Raw genomic sequence first — 15287 nt, 5'->3', positions numbered from 1 at the left:
GCGATCGTCCCTGCTGCGCGTCGTGGATCCTCCGCCGCGTGGGCGTTTGGGGGCGGTGACTGGGGAAGACATCACTGAGTAACCTTCCGCTGGGTCGACTTCAGGAAGACGAAGGAGAGGATGAACGTGGCGAGTGCAAGGACCACCGAGAAGGCTGCGGCGAGATTGTAGTTCGGCACTGACGCGGTCGTGTAGACGGCAAGGTTCGGCGTGAAGGTGCTGTTGATCGCGGAGCTGAAGCTACGCAGCGTCTGCGGCTCTGCGAGCAGCTGAAGGGTGCCGATGATCGAAAAGACCGCCGTCAGGATGATCGCCGGGATCACCAGGGGGATCTTGATGCGCCAGGCGATCTGGATATTACTTGCGCCGTCGAGCCGCGCGGCCTCATAGATTTCGGTGGGGATCGCCAGCAGCGACGCATAGATGATGAGCATGTTGTACCCGACGTACACCCAGGTCACAATGTTGGCGATGGCCCAGAGTACGAGGTTCGCCGACAGGAAGTCGATGTTCGATGTCACCGCGCCGAAGGGCGAGAGCGACGGCGAGTACAGGAATCCCCACATGATGGCTGCAATCACTCCGGGAACCGCATAGGGTGCGAAGAACGCCAGGCGGAAGAATTTCTTTCCCTTCAGCAGGGGTGAGTCCAGCAGCAGGGCGAACAACAGCGCGAGTCCCAGCATGATGGGCACCTGCACGGCGCCGAACAGCATCACCCGGCCCACCGAGGCCCAGAATGCGCTGTCCTGGAAGACCTGCTCGTACTGCACGAGGCCGCCGAAAACCTGGCGGGGCGCGCCGAACGTCCCCTCGCGCTCCACGGTGAGCAGCGACTGCACTATCGCGTAGACGATTGGAACGGCGTAGAAGGCGAGAAAGAGGAGCCCGAACGGCGCAATGAACAGGGCGACGGCGCGGCGCTGCGCCCCCGATGAACGGTTCTTCCTCGCAACCTGAGGCGCCTTCGGTACCTCGGCCGGAGTGCTAGTGACTGTCATGGCCTGCATCCTTCCGGCCCTGGGCTGGGCCGTGGGTGTCGGAAATTTCTGGGGTGGTGCGAACAACGCGGACTGCGCCGGCGGGAACGACGACGACGCCAGCCACGGCCTCGGCAGTCAGCAGTTCCAGACCGCTGACCCGGTGCTTGCGGTCCTCGGTGGTGTGGTTGATCAGGAAGACATATTCGTGGCCGTTGCCGCGCCGGGTGACTGACTCGAGACCCGACTGAATATCGGGGAGCGCGACGCCGGCGGTCACCGCGGCGCGCAGCAACAGGTCCTTGAGTACGCCGCCGTCCAGCACCGTCGCGGCGTACCAGGCCTCGCCGGCGCCGAAGTGGTTGCGGGTCACGGCCGGCATGCCCCGGTGGGTGCCGGTGGCGTAGCTCAGGATGGCGTCGGCCGTCGTGAGACGGAGCGCCTCGGACCAGAGGGTGGCGGGTGATCCGTTGTCGAGCGTGAGTGGATGCGCCGGGTCGAGGGGGAAAAATTCTTCTGAGCGGATGCCCAACAGGTCCCTGAACGCCCCCGGGTACCCTCCGGGGCGTACCCTTTCGTTCTCGTCGACGATGCCGGTGAAGAAAGTGATGAAGGCGGACCCGCCGTCGTCGACGAAATCCGTGATGACTGCGGCATGCTCATCGCGGATCAGATACAGGTTAGGAACCACCACCAGCTTGTAGTGGGAGAGGGGAGCGCCGGGGGCCACGACGTCGACAGTGAGTCCGGCGTCCCACAGTGCCGTGTAGGCAGCATGTACCTGGTCGATGTAGCCGACGTCACCGGACGGGTGTGACTCCTGGTCGTGGGCCCACCACGCCTCCCAGCTGAAAACGAGCGCCACCTCGGCCTGCACCGTGGTTCCCGCCAGTTCGCGCAGCTTTCGGAGTGATGCGCCAAGGCCGACGACGTCGCGCCACGTCTGCGAGTCGGTGCCAGCGTGGGGGAGCATCGCTGAGTGGAATTTCTCGCTGCCCTGCAGCGACGCGCGCCACTGGAAGAAGCAGAGGCCGTCGGCGCCGCGGGCTAGGTGGCTGAGCGAGTGGCGGATCATTTCGCCAGGGCCCTTGGCAATGTTGCGGGGTTGCCAGTTCACGGCACCGGTGGAGTGTTCCATCAGCAGCCACGGTCGGCCCTGGGCGAGCCCGCGGGTGGTATCGGCGGCGAATGCCAGCTCGGCCAGGGGTACGTTGAGCCGATGGTCGAGGTAGTGGTCGTTGGCTATGACATCCATCTCCGGAGCCCAGGTCCAGTAGTCCTGGTTGCGGATGTGGGCGGTAACCATGAAGTTGGTGGTGATGGGGATGGAACTGTGGGTTCGGATCACTGCGGCTTCGGCCCGGTAGTAGTCAAGCAACGCGTCGGAACTGAATCGTTGGAAATCAAGTTCCTGAGTGGGGTTGAGGGCCGAGATGGTGGCCCGTGGGGGGAGGATGTGAGCCCAGTCCGAATAGCGCTGGCTCCAAAAAGAGGTCCCCCAGGCCCGGTTGAGCTCCTCAACGGTGGTGTAGCGGTCTTCCAGCCAGGTGCGGAACGCGGCGGCTGAGGTGTCGCAATAACACAGGGCATTGTGGCAGCCCAGTTCGTTGGAGACGTGCCATACGGCGACTGCGGGGTGGCTGCCGTACCGTTGCGCCACGAGCTCTACCAGCCGGAGTGCGAACTCCCGGAACACCGGCGAGCTGGGGCACCACGCCTGGCGTCCGCCGGGCCACCGTCGGGTGCCGTCGGCCATTTGCGGAAGGATTTCCGGGTGCAGGGCCGTCAGCCAGGGGGGAGGGGAGGCAGTGCCGGTCCCCAGATTGACGGAAATACCGTTGGCGTGAAGCAACGCGATGATCTCGTCCAGCCGGTCAAACCTCACGACGCCGTCGGCGGGTTCCAGCTCGGCCCAGCCGAAGATATTGATGGCGGCGAGGTTGACACCCGCCTCCTTCATCAACCGGATGTCCTCGGGCCACACGGCGGGATCCCATTGCTCAGGGTTGTAGTCGCAGCCGTAGACCAGATCTCCGGTACCCGAGAGGTCAGTGATGCTGGTGGTGCTCGAATTCAACCCGGCTCCTCGTCGTCATTCATGAATGATTGTTCCGAGGGCGGCCGGGGTGTCCGAGGCGTTCTGTGAACGCTCCCAGACTCGGCAAAGCTCGCCATCGAGTTTTTCTGTGAACGTTCCCAGAGTAAGGCATGTCACATTTGCTTGTCAACGAAATTACCGGGCCGCAGGTACGCAGCTGACGCAGGGCGCCCGTGAGGGCAGGCAAATGCTCGGCTAAAGTACAGGTATGGACTCAACCCGCACGCGCATCCGCAGGGCAACCATCAATGATGTTGCGTCAGCGGCCGGGCTGTCCCGGGGAACGGTGTCGCGGGTGGTCAATGGGGAACGCTATGTGTCCGAGGACGCGAAGCTCGCCGTGGAGGAGGCGATCCTGCGGGTCGGTTATGTGCGGAACTCGGTAGCCAGGAACCTGGTCCGGCAGGAATCCGGGGCCATCGGACTAATCATCCATGAACCTCACTCGCTGTTGTTCGAGGACCCCAATATCGGGTCGATCCTGTTGGGCGCCAATGCGGTCCTGTCGGCAGCCGACTACCAGCTGGTCTCCCTCATTATCGACTCCGAACGCGACAGCCGTAGGGTTGCCGACTACCTTCAGGGTGGCCTGGTGGACGGCGCGGTGATCGTGTCGGCGCGAGCGTCGGACCCGATCGCCCTAGCGGTCAAGAATCTTGGTGTGCCGGCGGCTTTCGTCGGGCACCCACCGGGGATCCCGGACATCCCGTATGTCGCAATCGATAACGCAGCGGCAGCCGAGGCCATTACCGCCCGGCTGCTGGGCACCGGACGCACCCGGGTAGGCATGATCGCCTGCGCGCTTGACCGTGACTCCGGCCAGGATCGGCTCGCCGGGTTCAAGACAGCGATGGGGCACCTGTTCGATCCCGGGCTGGTGGTGGAATACCCGCTGTACACGTACGGGTTTGGGCTGGAGGGAATGCAGGAGCTGTTAAGGCGCCGTCCAGATCTGGACGGCGTGTTTGCTGCGTCCGATGCAGTGGCGGCTGGTGCGATGACGGCCTTGCAGGAAAGCGGTCGAAACGTCCCGGCCGAGGTGGGGATTGTCGGCTTCGACGACAGTAGTTGGGCCCTGCGGTGCAGGCCACAGCTCTCGACAGTCAGGCAGCCAGCGGACCTTCTGGGCAAGCGTGCCGCAGAGTTGGTGTTGGCCCAGATCAGGGGACTGCCGAGCCCCGCGGAAGTGCTGGAGACGTCGGTGATGTGGCGGGGCTCGGCCTGAGCGAGAGCTAGCCATTGGGGGTCAGCGTCGCTCGGCCCGGGCGCGTTCGATCGCCACGGTACATTCGTGGATTCCGCACTCGCAGTAATACATATCGTCCGGATAGCGGCGCCTAACCCAACGCAGTAGCCGGTCGGTGAGGCTGATCTGGGTGCGCACATCCGCAGGATCCGTCATCAGCCAGGGGCTCGCGAGGAAGCCGGGCAGGCAGTGGACCAGATCATGGGCAGTGAATAGCCGGAGAAAGGCTCCGCGGGGGTGTATTTCGCGCTCGGCCGCGAGTAGGGTTCCGGATTCGGGGCCCAGGACCGCGGTGGCGTCGACCGTCTCAAGGTAACGACACAGGTGTGCCATCACCCGATAGTACCGAGCGCCAACGTAGTGGCTCCGGCCCATACTGACGTCCTCACGGAAGGTTCGCAAGATGATACCGATACGGGGAGTGTTCGTTTCCATGGCCTGACTATTCCATCCGGCACCGACACTTTTTGGTGGAATGGCGCGCCAGTTGCTCCCGAATACCGCCTGTTTTGGTGAGCAACCTGGACCGGAGGGGTCAGCCTCGACATTCGGGTGGGACATATTGCCCACGGATACCCAGGTTCCTCACCAAAACGAGGACGACGACGCGCGACACCCGGTAGGGACGACCCGCGGCACCCGGTAGGCGGGCCTCACCAAAACGGCGAAAGGGGCGTACTAGCCGCTCACCGGCTCGACGACGATCGCCACCCGGTCCTCGCCGATCCGGGTCAGCACCAGCGTGGCCTTCTTCTTTCCCGGGGTTTTCCTGGTTTTGCCCGAACCCGCCAGCAGTTGCCGGCGCAGCTCCTCCGGCGTGACCGACGTCCCGCGCTTCTTAATATCCAGCACGCCGATCCCGTTCTCGCGCACCCAGGTTTTCAGGGCCTTGACGTTGTACGGCATCACGTCGACCACCTTGTAGGCGCGGGCAAACGGGGTGTCCTGCAACTGCGGCGCGCAAATGTAGGCGATCCGCGGATCCAGCAGATGCCCTCCCAACTGGTGTACGACGTCGGCCACTAGCCCCGCGCGGATCACCGCACCATCCGGTTCGTACAGGAAACCCTCCGGTGCGCCGACCGGAGGGTGGATCTCGTCGCCAAAATTTACTGCACTGGTGAGCTCGGCGGCCCCGTGGGAGCTGATCACCAGCGCGGAACGGCGCACGTCGGGCCGTTTGAGGGAGTTGAACCAGAGAGTCACCTCGGTGACGTCGCCGTCCACCGAGACCCACTGCGCCTCGCAGCTGGCCGGCACGGCGGCGTGCGGGATCCCCGGCCCAAGCTTCACGCCGACCGGGGTGCCGCTATCCGCGAGCCTCTCGACAAACGACAGGGGAGGGGAGAATGCCTCGGGGTCGAAGAGCCGGGTGGTGCCCGAACTGGAGGTGGTCCGGCGGGCTGGATCCAGCCAAACGCCGTCGTACCCGGTGAGGTCGAAGGATTCAGCGTCGCCGCCCACCACCGTGGCGTTGGGCCAGGGCATCAGATTCATGGTGGCGGCAGCAGCGGTGGTCTCGTCAATCTCCACGGCTGTCACCTCGCGGTCCAGGCTCGCCAGCGCGATCGCGTCCGCGCCGATCCCGCAGCCCAGGTCTGCGACCCGCGTCAGGTCGGCGGTGACATACCGTTCGGCGTGACGGGCCGCCACCCCCAGGCGGGTGGCCTGCTCCAGACCGGCGGCAGTGAACAGCATGCGGGCGGCGAACGGCCCAAACTTTGCCTCCGCCTTGGCACGAAGCCGGGACTGGGTGAGCGCGGCAGAGATGACCACGGGATCGTGCCCCGCCCGCCGCAGGGCGGTACCGAGCCGGAGGGAGTCTGCCTCGTTGTAGGGCTCCAGCGAATTGAGGAGATCCCAGCCGGCGGGTGTCAGCAGGGCCGCAATCAGGTCCGGGCCAGCGGAGGCAGCCGGGCCGGCCATCTCAGTAGCCCCGGGCATCCCCGGCGTCCGTGCCGATGGTGCTCAGGGTGATCTCCGGGGAGTTTTTCTCTACCCGGCGGAGCGCCCAGATGTCGTTGAACAGGGCGAGGTACTCGCCGTCGGACCGGATCAGCACCTCGGTGCCGCGGATCGCGCTCAGGGCCGTTTGCGCGTCGTGGGTGGTGAGGCGTGCCAGCGAGTACTGCAGGGGCTCCATCCGCATGGGGGCGCTGAAATCGTGCTCCATCCGGTCCGCGACCACCTCAAACTGCATAGGGCCCACGGCGGCCAGCACCGGTGCCTGATCGCCGCGGAGGTCCGAACGGAGCACCTGGATGATGCCCTCATGGCCGAGCTGCTCGATCCCACGCCGGAACTGCTTGAACCGGCTGGGGTCCTTGGACCGGGCCACCCGGAAGTGCTCGGGGCTGAAGAGCGGGATCGGGGGAAACTCCACCGGCTCCTCGACGTAGAGGCTGTCACCCATCCGCAGGGCCGACGCATTGACCAGCCCGACGACGTCGCCCGGCCAGGCTTCGTCGATTACCTCCCGTTCGCGGCCGAACAGCTGCTGGGCGTACTTCGTGGCGAAGGTTTTGCCCGAGTTGGCGTGGGTGACCACCATGCCGCGCTCGAAGACGCCCGAGCACACCCTGATGAACGCAACATGGTCGCGGTGGGCACGGTTCATTCCTGCCTGCACCTTGAAGACGAAGCCGGAGAACGGTGCATCCACGGGGCGGGCGTCTCCATTGATGTCCTTCCGGGGCGCAGCGGCGGGCGCCAGATCGACCAGGGTATCGAGGATGTGCTGGACACCGAAGTTCAGGACGGCCGACGAGAACAGGACGGGGGTGCCGGTTCCGGCGTGGAAACTTTCTTTGTCAAACGGCTGGTTCGATTCGATCACCAGTGACGCTTCATCCAGCGCGTCGGTCCAGGCCTCGCCTTCCTCGGCCAGTGCCTCGGCGGGCGTGAGGTGCTCCTCAATGGCAAGGGAGGCGCCAGCGTTCTTGCGGGTAAACCGGACAAATTCATCACGCTGCAGGTCCCAGACACCGCGGAAATCCCCGGCAATGCCGACGGCCCACGTCAGGGGCATGGGGATCAGCCCGGTACGTTCGGTGATCTCATCCATCAGTGCGAGGGTATCCAAGCCCGGCCGATCCCACTTGTTGATCACGGTAATGATCGGGATGTTGCGCTGCCGGCAGACCTCGAACAGTTTCATGGTCTGGGTTTCCAGGCCCTTGGCGGCGTCGATCAGCATCACCGCGCAGTCCACTGCGGCGAGCACACGGTAGGTGTCCTCGGAGAAGTCCGAGTGGCCAGGAGTGTCCAGCAGGTTGATCACGGTGTCGCGGTAGGAGAACTGCAACGCCGTGGAACTGATGGAAATGCCGCGGTCCTTTTCCATCTGCATCCAGTCGGAGACAGTTTCCCGGCGGTTCTCCTTGCCATTGGTGGCGCCAGCCGTCCCAATCACCCGGGCGTGCAGGGCGAGCGCCTCGGTCAGCGTCGACTTACCGGCGTCGGGGTGAGAGATGACGGCAAACGTCCGACGTCGGGAGGCCTCCTGGACGATGCCGCTGTGGCTCCGGGTGGAAGCCTGTACCTGCTGGGTCACGAAACTGCTTTCGAAAGATGACGGGAGGGCCATTGATGGCCAGCTACCCAGTCTAACGGGCGGAGTCTCACGGCGTCGAAGCGCGGCTGCTCCGCAGGAGGCAGCTTTCAGTGGGCATGCACGGTCATGCCCAGTGAGACTGGGCCTTCGGTGAGCAGGAGGGAGTGACGAGGCTGAAACCATGGACTGTGGGGTTGCCCGGTGTCGCCCCGCAGGCTCACCCGATCCAGGTGTTGGCCCGGGACGAATGCAACGCCACGGTGCCGTGGACGACGAAAGGCACTTCTTCGGGTTCGGCGGAGGCTGGGCGCATCCGCGGCGGCCTGAGTGGTGCCGCAAGTACGCAGTAGGCGCGGGCCGGAACGGAAGGCTCCACTCTGGAGTTCGGGCTAGGAGGTCCTGCGGACGGCGGGCCCTGCGCCGGTGGAGCCGCGCACGATGAGATCGGCCTGAAACAGCATGTCTGTGCGTGTGACCCGGTCACCGGCGAGTTCAGTAACCAGTGCATGGACGGCGGCCTCTGCCATTGCGGCGACATTTTGCCGCAGGGTAGTCAGCGGTGGGTTAGTGAAGGCCATGAGCGGCGAGTCATCGAATCCGATCACCGAGATGTCCTCGGGTACGTGAAGCCCACGCGTCTGTGCGGCCCGCATAGCTCCGAGGGCCATGACGTCCGAGGCACACACGATGCCCGTATGACCGCTGTCGATGAGTTCGTTCACCGCACTCTGTCCGCCCTCGATGGTGAACATGCTGGAGGCCACATGCGAGTCCGTGTCGTCCTCGCCGAGGAAGTCGACGAGCCCGGAGCGGAACCCGTCCATCTTGCGGCGGCTCGGGATGAAACGGTCGGATCCGGTCGCGAAGCCGATGCGTTGATGGCCCTGCGCCACGAGGTGACCGACCGCGGTCCGGATGGCCGTGGCATCGTCGTTTGAGACAGACGGCGCATCGATCTCCGGCCGGGCTCCGTTCACCAGTACGAAAGGAACACGACCACGCAACCGCCGATAGCGCTCCACTCCCGCTCGGCCGTCAGAGTGTGCCGCACACACGAAGATAATGCCGCTCACGCCCTGATCGAGCATGAGTGCCACGTACTCATCCTCGGTGATGCCGCCGCCCGGCAAGGTGCACAGGGCTGGAATGTAGTCATTGGGTGCCAGCAGGGCAGCAATAGCCCCGGCGAAAGCGGGGAAGATCGGGTTCACGAGGTCCGGTACGACGACGCCGATCTGCCCTTTCGAGCGCCCGGCCGTCCTGACCGGCCGCTCATACCCAAGGCTGTCCATCGCAGTAAGGACGGCTTGCCGAGTTTCCTGGGAGGCGCCACCCTTCCCATTGAGAACGCGTGAGACAGTGGGGACGCTGACGCCGGCGGTACGGGCGACGTCATCCAGTCGCGGCCGAATGTTATGCGTCTCGGAAGTCATGGCTCCAATCTAATGCACACCCATCATCCGGAAGAAAGTTTTCGTGAAAGTTGCGTCATTTCGTTGACGGCCAGGGGTAGCCGTCTTTAGGATCGAGGTACCCACCCCTCCTCAGTCCGACCCGGCAGCGACGCTCGGTCGGGAAGGACTACCATGATTCCCACAGACACCACGGGCCCGGTCTCGACAGGCAGCAGGCCCTTCTCGAAGCGCCGAGCCCGACTAGCCGCCGTCATCCTGACCGCACCGCTCCTTGCCGCACTCATGTCGGCCCCCGCGCTGGCCGACCACACAGAGGTACCGGGCGCCGTCGGGCTCGTCGGCTCCCTGCAATCCGAGCTCGGCTGTCCTGGCGACTGGCAGCCCGAATGCGCGGCAACACGACTTGTACCCGTGGATGGATCGCCCGATATCTGGGCAGCAACCTTCGATGTTCCCGCCGGCTCCTATGAGTACAAGGTGGCGCTGAATGACTCCTGGGGAGAGAATTACGGTGCCGACGGTGCAGCTGGTGGCGCAAACTTAGCCGTGCAGACCGCGGGTGGGCCGGTGACTTTCACCTACGACCATCGGACGCATGTCATCTCCAGCGACGTACCGCAGGCACCCACGGCCGGGATGGCCAGCCACTGGCTCGCCGAGGACACCCTCGTCTGGGATGTTGATCTGCCCGCCGAGACGCAGTACAGGCTGTACACGGCGCCCGACGGCGGCCTCGCCGTCGAGGACGATGGCGTCACGGGCGGGGCGTACCTCGCGGTTGAGCGCAGTGGCGACGCATTGCCGGCCGATCTCGCGGCCCGGTATCCGCACCTGAGGGATCTCGACACTTTCAAGCTCGGCCGGAAGGATGCCCGGAACGCAGGCAACCTGCTGAAAGGGCAGCTGCTCCTGGCGGCGGTGTCGCCCGACGGCACCGTGCTGGCGGTCACCGGTGTCCAGGTACCCGGCGTGCTCGATGACCTCTATTCGGGCGCCTCCCGCAAAGAGCTCGGGCTCACCTGGAAGGGTACGAAGCCGCAACTCGATCTCTGGGCGCCGACAGCGCGCAGCGTCTCAGTGCAGGTCTTCCGCGAGGGCTCGGGCGGGGATCCCATCGCCACTCGCGCCCTCCGGCAGGACAAGAACGGCATCTGGAGCGTCAGGGGTGAAAAGGACTGGAAGGACGCGTACTACCTGTACGACGTCGAGGTCTTCGTGCCCGAAACCGGCACCGTCGAGCACAACCTGGTGACCGACCCCTACAGCGTGGGCCTGTCCACGAACTCGGAGCGGTCCCTCTTCGTTGACCTCGCGGATCCGGCCCTCCTACCAGCTGACTGGAACCGGCTCGCGAAGCCCGTCCTTGAGCGCCCCGAGCAGTTGAGCGTCTATGAACTCCACGTACGGGACTTCTCAATTGGCGACACCACCGTGCCCGAGGCTGAGCGCGGAACCTATGCTGCCTTCTCACGACAGGACAGCGACGGCATGAAGAACCTCTCCGAGCTCGCCAACAGCGGGCTGAACGCTGTTCACCTTCTGCCCGTTAACGACATCGGCACCGTCGAAGAGGACAGGTCTTTGCAGGCCGAACCCGCGTGTGACCTCGTGTCCTACGCACCGGACAGCACGGAGCAGCAGGAGTGCGTCTCGGCGGTCGCCGGGCAGGACGGTTTCAACTGGGGCTACGACCCGCTGCACTACACGACGCCGGAGGGCTCCTACTCAACAAATCCCGAGGATGCTACTCGCATCCGCGAGTTTCGCGGCATGGTCGCCTCGCTCAACGAATCCGGACTGCGTGTCGTCCAGGACGTTGTCTACAACCACACGGCTGGCGCGGGCCAAGCGGCAACGAACAATCTCGATCGCATCGTTCCGGGCTACTACCACCGACTCAATCCTGAGTCGGGCGCCGTCGAAACCTCGACCTGCTGCCCCAACACGGCAACCGAAAACACCATGATGGGCAAGCTGATGATCGACTCCATCGTGACGCTCGCACGGACCTACAAGCTGGACGGATTCCGATTCGACCTGATGGGGCACCATTCGAAGCAGAACCTCCTCGACGTCCGCGCGGCGCTGGATAAACTGACTCTTAAACGCGACGGTATCGACGGTAAGTCGATCTACCTCTACGGCGAGGGCTGGAACTTCGGGGAGGTCGCGGATAACGCCCGCTTCGAGCAGGCCACGCAGGCCAACATGGCCGGTACCGGCATCGGAACCTTCAACGACCGTCTCCGTGACGCGGTGCGAGGTGGAGGTCCGTTTGACGAGGATCCACGGGTCCAAGGCTTTGCGTCGGGGCTGCTGACCGACCCGAATGGCATCGAGGTGAACGGGACCGAGGAGGAACAACGCGCACGACTGCTCCAGTCTCAGGACCAGATCCGGGTGGGCCTAACTGGCAACCTCAAGGACTATTCCTTTACTGACCGGTTCGGCGATGAGGTCACTGGGGCAGACATCGACTACAACGGCTCTCCCACTGGATATACCGCCGACCCGCAGGAAGCCATCACCTACGTGGAGGCACACGACAACGAGACCCTCTTCGATGCCCTCGCCTTCAAGATGCCGGTCGACACGCCCATGGCTGATCGGGTCCGGATGCAAACGTTGGCCCTTTCGACAACAGCGCTGGGACAGGGGGTGTCCTTCTGGCATGCAGGAGGAGAGGCGCTAAGGAGCAAGTCCCTGGACCGCAACAGCTACGACTCCGGCGACTGGTTCAACGTCCTGGATCACACGGGTACGGACAACGGTTTCGGACGCGGGCTGCCTCCGCGCACCGACAATGAGGACAAGTATGACTTCATGCGGCCGCTGCTCGCCGATCCGACCCTCAAGCCCTCACCCGCTGACATCGAATTGGCTCGCACACAGGCACAGGAACTGCTGCGCATCCGCCAGAGCAGCCCTCTCTTCAGCCTGGGTACGGCGGATCTTGTCCAGCAGAAGCTCTCCTTTCCCGGAACCGGCCCAGATCAGGCACCCGGGGTGATCGTGATGCACCTCGACGACACCGCCGGTCCGGACCTCGATCCCGAGCGCACTGGCATCGTGGTGGTATTCAACGCCTCCGACGAAAGCGCTGTGCAGCAAGTCCCTGCGGCGATAGGCCAGGGATTCACGTTGCACACCGTGCAAGCCGATGGGAGCGACGAAACAATCCGCCAGGCAACAGCCGATGCAGACGGTGTCTTTACCGTCCCTGCGCGGACGGTGGCGGTCTTCGAGGCGATAACTCAACCTTGAGTGGCAGTTTTCACGGGCGGGGACGCTGGAAGGGATAGTGTTCGACCATGGACTTCCAGGAGGACCAGCGCCGGTACGGGCGACCCGACCACGTCGCCATTCTGCGGCAGCGGTATGGAGACAAGCCAGGGCTCGACGGCGGCCGAAGCAGGTGCCCAACCAGTGGCTCCACGTGGCAGCCTTCGCACTGGTGTTCGCCGGTCTGGCCGCTGCCACAACGGCACTGCTGCTACCCGGGACGGGCGCTGCGCTCCCGGCGATTCTCGCCGTCGTTGTCGGAATAGCCGCAGGGCTGGGCCGGGCGGCGATCATCCGCGACGTGAACCCTAGGTAACGGTGCAAGAGCAAGCTGTGCTGCGAGCGCAATCTGGCACTCGCCTTGACCGAGTGCTAACCAATGCATAAGGTCAGACTTGGCACTCTCACCATGAGGGTGCTAATTCCTTCAGGAAGCGTGAGCCGGCACCGCGACGACGGTCAGCGCTAACCGAAGGCCTTGATTCCATTTGTCACCCAAGCGAAGGAGAGGTCCGAGTGTCGGTCTCTATTAAGCCTCTTGAGGATCGTATTGTTGTTCGCCCACTGGAAGCCGAGCAGACCACTGCCTCGGGTCTGGTGATCCCGGATACTGCCAAGGAAAAGCCCCAGGAGGGCGAAGTTGTTGCAGTGGGCCCGGGCCGTGTTGACGACAACGGAAACCGCGTACCTGTCGATGTAGCCGAAGGCGACATCGTCATTTACTCCAAGTACGGCGGAACCGAAGTCAAGCATGCCGGCGAGGAGTACCTCGTACTCTCCGCCCGCGACGTGCTGGCGATCGTCGTTAAGTAGTTTCCCCAAGAGAACCCCGGCCGCACAGGCCGGGGTTCTCTTGTCGGTGCGTGAAGACCCACCCAAGACCACCGGCTGTACCAGGTATTGCACATGCAGGATTTGCACAATGGAAGAGGAACCACATCATGGCAAAGCAGTTGAAGTTTGATGACGCTGCACGCCGCGCACTGGAAGCGGGAGTCAACAAGCTAGCTGACACCGTCAAGGTGACGCTCGGCCCCCGCGGCCGCAACGTCGTGCTGGACAAAAAGTGGGGCGCCCCCACGATCACCAACGACGGCGTGACCATCGCCCGTGAGATCGAACTGGACGACCCGTTCGAGAACCTGGGGGCGCAGTTCGCCAAGGAAGTTGCCACCAAGACCAACGACATTGCCGGTGACGGCACCACCACCGCCACTGTCCTGGCGCAGGCCCTGGTGTCCGAGGGTCTCCGGAACGTCGCCGCAGGTGCTGCCCCTTCGCAGCTCAAGCGCGGCATCGAGGTCGCCATCGAGGCAGTAGCAGCCCGCCTGCTGGAGAACGCCCGCGAAGTTGTCGGTCAGCAGACCGCCAGCGTTGCTTCCATCTCAGCCCAGAGCTCGGAGGTCGGCGAGCTCATCGCTGAAGCCTTCGAGAAGGTCGGCAAGGATGGCGTCATCACCATCGAAGAGTCCTCCAGCACGCAGACCGAACTGGTCCTCACGGAGGGCATGCAGTTCGACAAGGGCTTCCTCAGCCCCTACTTCATCACCGACGCCGAGCGCCAGGAAGCAGTGCTTGAAGACGCCCTGATCCTGATCAACTCCGGCAAGATCTCCTCGCTGCAGGAATTCCTCCCGCTGCTGGAGAAGGCGCTGCAGGCGGGCAAGCCACTGTTCATCATCGCCGAGGACATCGACGGCGAGGCGCTCTCCACCCTCGTGGTGAACAAGATCCGCGGCACGCTGAACGTCGTCGCCGTCAAGGCGCCGGGCTTCGGCGACCGCCGCAAGGCCATGCTGCAGGACATCGCCACGCTGACCGGTGCTCAGGTAGTTTCTCCTGATCTCGGCCTCAAGCTGGACCAGGTGGGTCTTGAGGTGCTGGGTTCGGCACGCCGGATCACCGTCACGAAGGACACCACCACCATTGTTGACGGCATCGGCAGCGAGTCCGATGTTGCCGACCGCGTGGCCCAGATCCGTGCCGAAGTTGAGCGCACCGATTCTGATTGGGACCGCGAGAAACTTCAGGAACGCCTGGCCAAGCTGGCCGGCGGCATCGGAGTCATCAAGGTGGGCGCAGCCACTGAGGTTGAGCTCAAGGAAAAGAAGCACCGGATCGAGGACGCCGTGTCAGCGACACGTGCCGCTCTCGACGAGGGCATCGTCGCCGGTGGCGGCGCCGCGCTGATCCACGCCTCCAAGGCACTGGACACCGACGCATCAGTCCTCGCCCTCGAGGGCGATGCGGCAACTGCGATCAACCTGGTCCGCCGCGCATTGGCCCAGCCACTGCGCTGGATCGCCGAGAATGCTGGCCACGAAGGCTACGTCGTGGTGCACCGGGTGGAGGAGCTTGAGCCAGGACACGGCTTCAACGCCCTCACCGGCGAGTACGAGAACCTGGTCGACGCCGGGATCATCGACCCCGTCAAGGTCACCCGCTCCGCCCTGCGGAACGCGGCGTCCATCGCGGCTCTAATTCTCACCACCGAAACACTGGTGGTCGAGAAGCCCGAGGCCGACGACAACGAGGGTCACAGCCACTAGTCCTCCACAGGTACTTGTACGGCTAGCGTATGACAGCACCCCCGGTCCGCGGACCGGGGGTGCTGTCATACGCGAACATATCGACGGTGTCCGGTTTTGCCTCGCGGCACCGCGGGTGAGTTCGTCCTCGACCGTACCGCGGCTCGCCCAGCAGGTTTGGCGGT

At 64.4% G+C, this 15287-nt stretch carries 11 protein-coding genes; 5 read left to right on the top strand and 6 right to left on the bottom strand.

Annotation, left to right across the window (positions count from 1 at the left end):
- Positions 1 to 71: 71 nt before the first annotated feature.
- Together ACX80O_RS01455 and ACX80O_RS01450 are read right to left on the bottom strand one after the other, a co-directional pair.
- A complete protein-coding gene (locus ACX80O_RS01455) occupies positions 72 to 1001 on the bottom strand; it encodes a carbohydrate ABC transporter permease (protein ID WP_459305382.1) in 930 nt (309 codons plus the stop codon).
- A complete protein-coding gene (locus ACX80O_RS01450; RefSeq protein WP_459305383.1) occupies positions 988 to 3057 on the bottom strand; it encodes a beta-galactosidase in 2070 nt (689 codons plus the stop codon). The genes ACX80O_RS01455 and ACX80O_RS01450 overlap by 14 nt, the downstream gene beginning before the upstream one ends.
- A gap of 229 nt (positions 3058 to 3286) precedes the next feature.
- On the opposite strand from ACX80O_RS01450, the gene ACX80O_RS01445 reads away from it, so the two are divergent.
- Positions 3287 to 4303: a LacI family DNA-binding transcriptional regulator gene (locus ACX80O_RS01445; protein ID WP_459305384.1), complete on the top strand. Its 1017-nt coding sequence runs from the start codon at positions 3287 to 3289 to the stop codon at positions 4301 to 4303.
- A gap of 21 nt (positions 4304 to 4324) precedes the next feature.
- On the opposite strand, the gene ACX80O_RS01440 is transcribed toward ACX80O_RS01445, so the two are convergent.
- From ACX80O_RS01440 to ACX80O_RS01425, 4 genes are all read right to left on the bottom strand, one after another.
- Positions 4325 to 4759 (bottom strand): hypothetical protein, encoded by a 435-nt coding sequence (locus ACX80O_RS01440; protein ID WP_459332255.1) that lies wholly within the window; start codon positions 4757 to 4759, stop codon positions 4325 to 4327.
- 243 nt (positions 4760 to 5002) lie between these two features.
- Complete coding sequence (locus ACX80O_RS01435) at positions 5003 to 6268, bottom strand: class I SAM-dependent methyltransferase (RefSeq protein WP_459332254.1); 1266 nt, start codon at positions 6266 to 6268, stop codon at positions 5003 to 5005.
- Positions 6252 to 7910 carry a peptide chain release factor 3 gene (locus ACX80O_RS01430; protein WP_459305387.1) on the bottom strand — a complete coding sequence of 553 codons (1659 nt, stop codon included), beginning with the start codon at positions 7908 to 7910 and terminating at the stop codon, positions 6252 to 6254. The genes ACX80O_RS01435 and ACX80O_RS01430 overlap by 17 nt, the downstream gene beginning before the upstream one ends.
- A gap of 356 nt (positions 7911 to 8266) precedes the next feature.
- Positions 8267 to 9310, bottom strand: coding sequence for a LacI family DNA-binding transcriptional regulator (locus tag ACX80O_RS01425; RefSeq protein ID WP_459305388.1), 1044 nt, complete (start codon positions 9308 to 9310; stop codon positions 8267 to 8269).
- Between the two features lie 153 nt (positions 9311 to 9463).
- On the opposite strand from ACX80O_RS01425, the gene pulA reads away from it, so the two are divergent.
- The 4 genes from pulA to groL all read left to right on the top strand — a co-directional run bounded on the left by pulA (position 9464) and on the right by groL (position 15123).
- The gene (pulA, locus tag ACX80O_RS01420; protein WP_459332253.1) at positions 9464 to 12556 is read left to right on the top strand and encodes a pullulanase-type alpha-1,6-glucosidase; all 3093 of its coding nucleotides are present in this window, start codon (positions 9464 to 9466) and stop codon (positions 12554 to 12556) included.
- A 172-nt stretch (positions 12557 to 12728) separates the two neighbouring features.
- Positions 12729 to 12890 carry a hypothetical protein gene (locus ACX80O_RS01415; RefSeq protein ID WP_459332252.1) on the top strand — a complete coding sequence of 54 codons (162 nt, stop codon included), beginning with the start codon at positions 12729 to 12731 and terminating at the stop codon, positions 12888 to 12890.
- Between the two features lie 200 nt (positions 12891 to 13090).
- Complete coding sequence (groES, locus tag ACX80O_RS01410) at positions 13091 to 13387, top strand: co-chaperone GroES (RefSeq protein WP_459305391.1); 297 nt, start codon at positions 13091 to 13093, stop codon at positions 13385 to 13387.
- A gap of 128 nt (positions 13388 to 13515) precedes the next feature.
- Positions 13516 to 15123 (top strand): chaperonin GroEL, encoded by a 1608-nt coding sequence (gene groL / locus ACX80O_RS01405; RefSeq protein ID WP_459305392.1) that lies wholly within the window; start codon positions 13516 to 13518, stop codon positions 15121 to 15123.
- Positions 15124 to 15287: the final 164 nt, after the last annotated feature.

Source organism: Arthrobacter glycogeni, assembly GCF_054511155.1.
Note: the sequence above shows the minus strand (reverse complement) of the source record. Positions and strands in the feature narration are given on the sequence as shown.

Bases quoted from the DNA above. Each gene is read 5' to 3' on its own strand.
- ACX80O_RS01455 (WP_459305382.1), bottom strand. From the start codon at position 1,001: ATGACAGTCACTAGCACTCCGGCCGAGGTACCGAAGGCGCCTCAGGTT.
- ACX80O_RS01445 (WP_459305384.1), top strand. From the start codon at position 3,287: ATGGACTCAACCCGCACGCGCATCCGCAGGGCAACCATCAATGATGTT.
- ACX80O_RS01440 (WP_459332255.1), bottom strand. From the start codon at position 4,759: ATGGAAACGAACACTCCCCGTATCGGTATCATCTTGCGAACCTTCCGT.
- ACX80O_RS01435 (WP_459332254.1), bottom strand. From the start codon at position 6,268: ATGCCCGGGGCTACTGAGATGGCCGGCCCGGCTGCCTCCGCTGGCCCG.
- ACX80O_RS01430 (WP_459305387.1), bottom strand. From the start codon at position 7,910: ATGGCCCTCCCGTCATCTTTCGAAAGCAGTTTCGTGACCCAGCAGGTA.
- ACX80O_RS01425 (WP_459305388.1), bottom strand. From the start codon at position 9,310: ATGACTTCCGAGACGCATAACATTCGGCCGCGACTGGATGACGTCGCC.
- pulA (WP_459332253.1), top strand. From the start codon at position 9,464: ATGATTCCCACAGACACCACGGGCCCGGTCTCGACAGGCAGCAGGCCC.
- groL (WP_459305392.1), top strand. From the start codon at position 13,516: ATGGCAAAGCAGTTGAAGTTTGATGACGCTGCACGCCGCGCACTGGAA.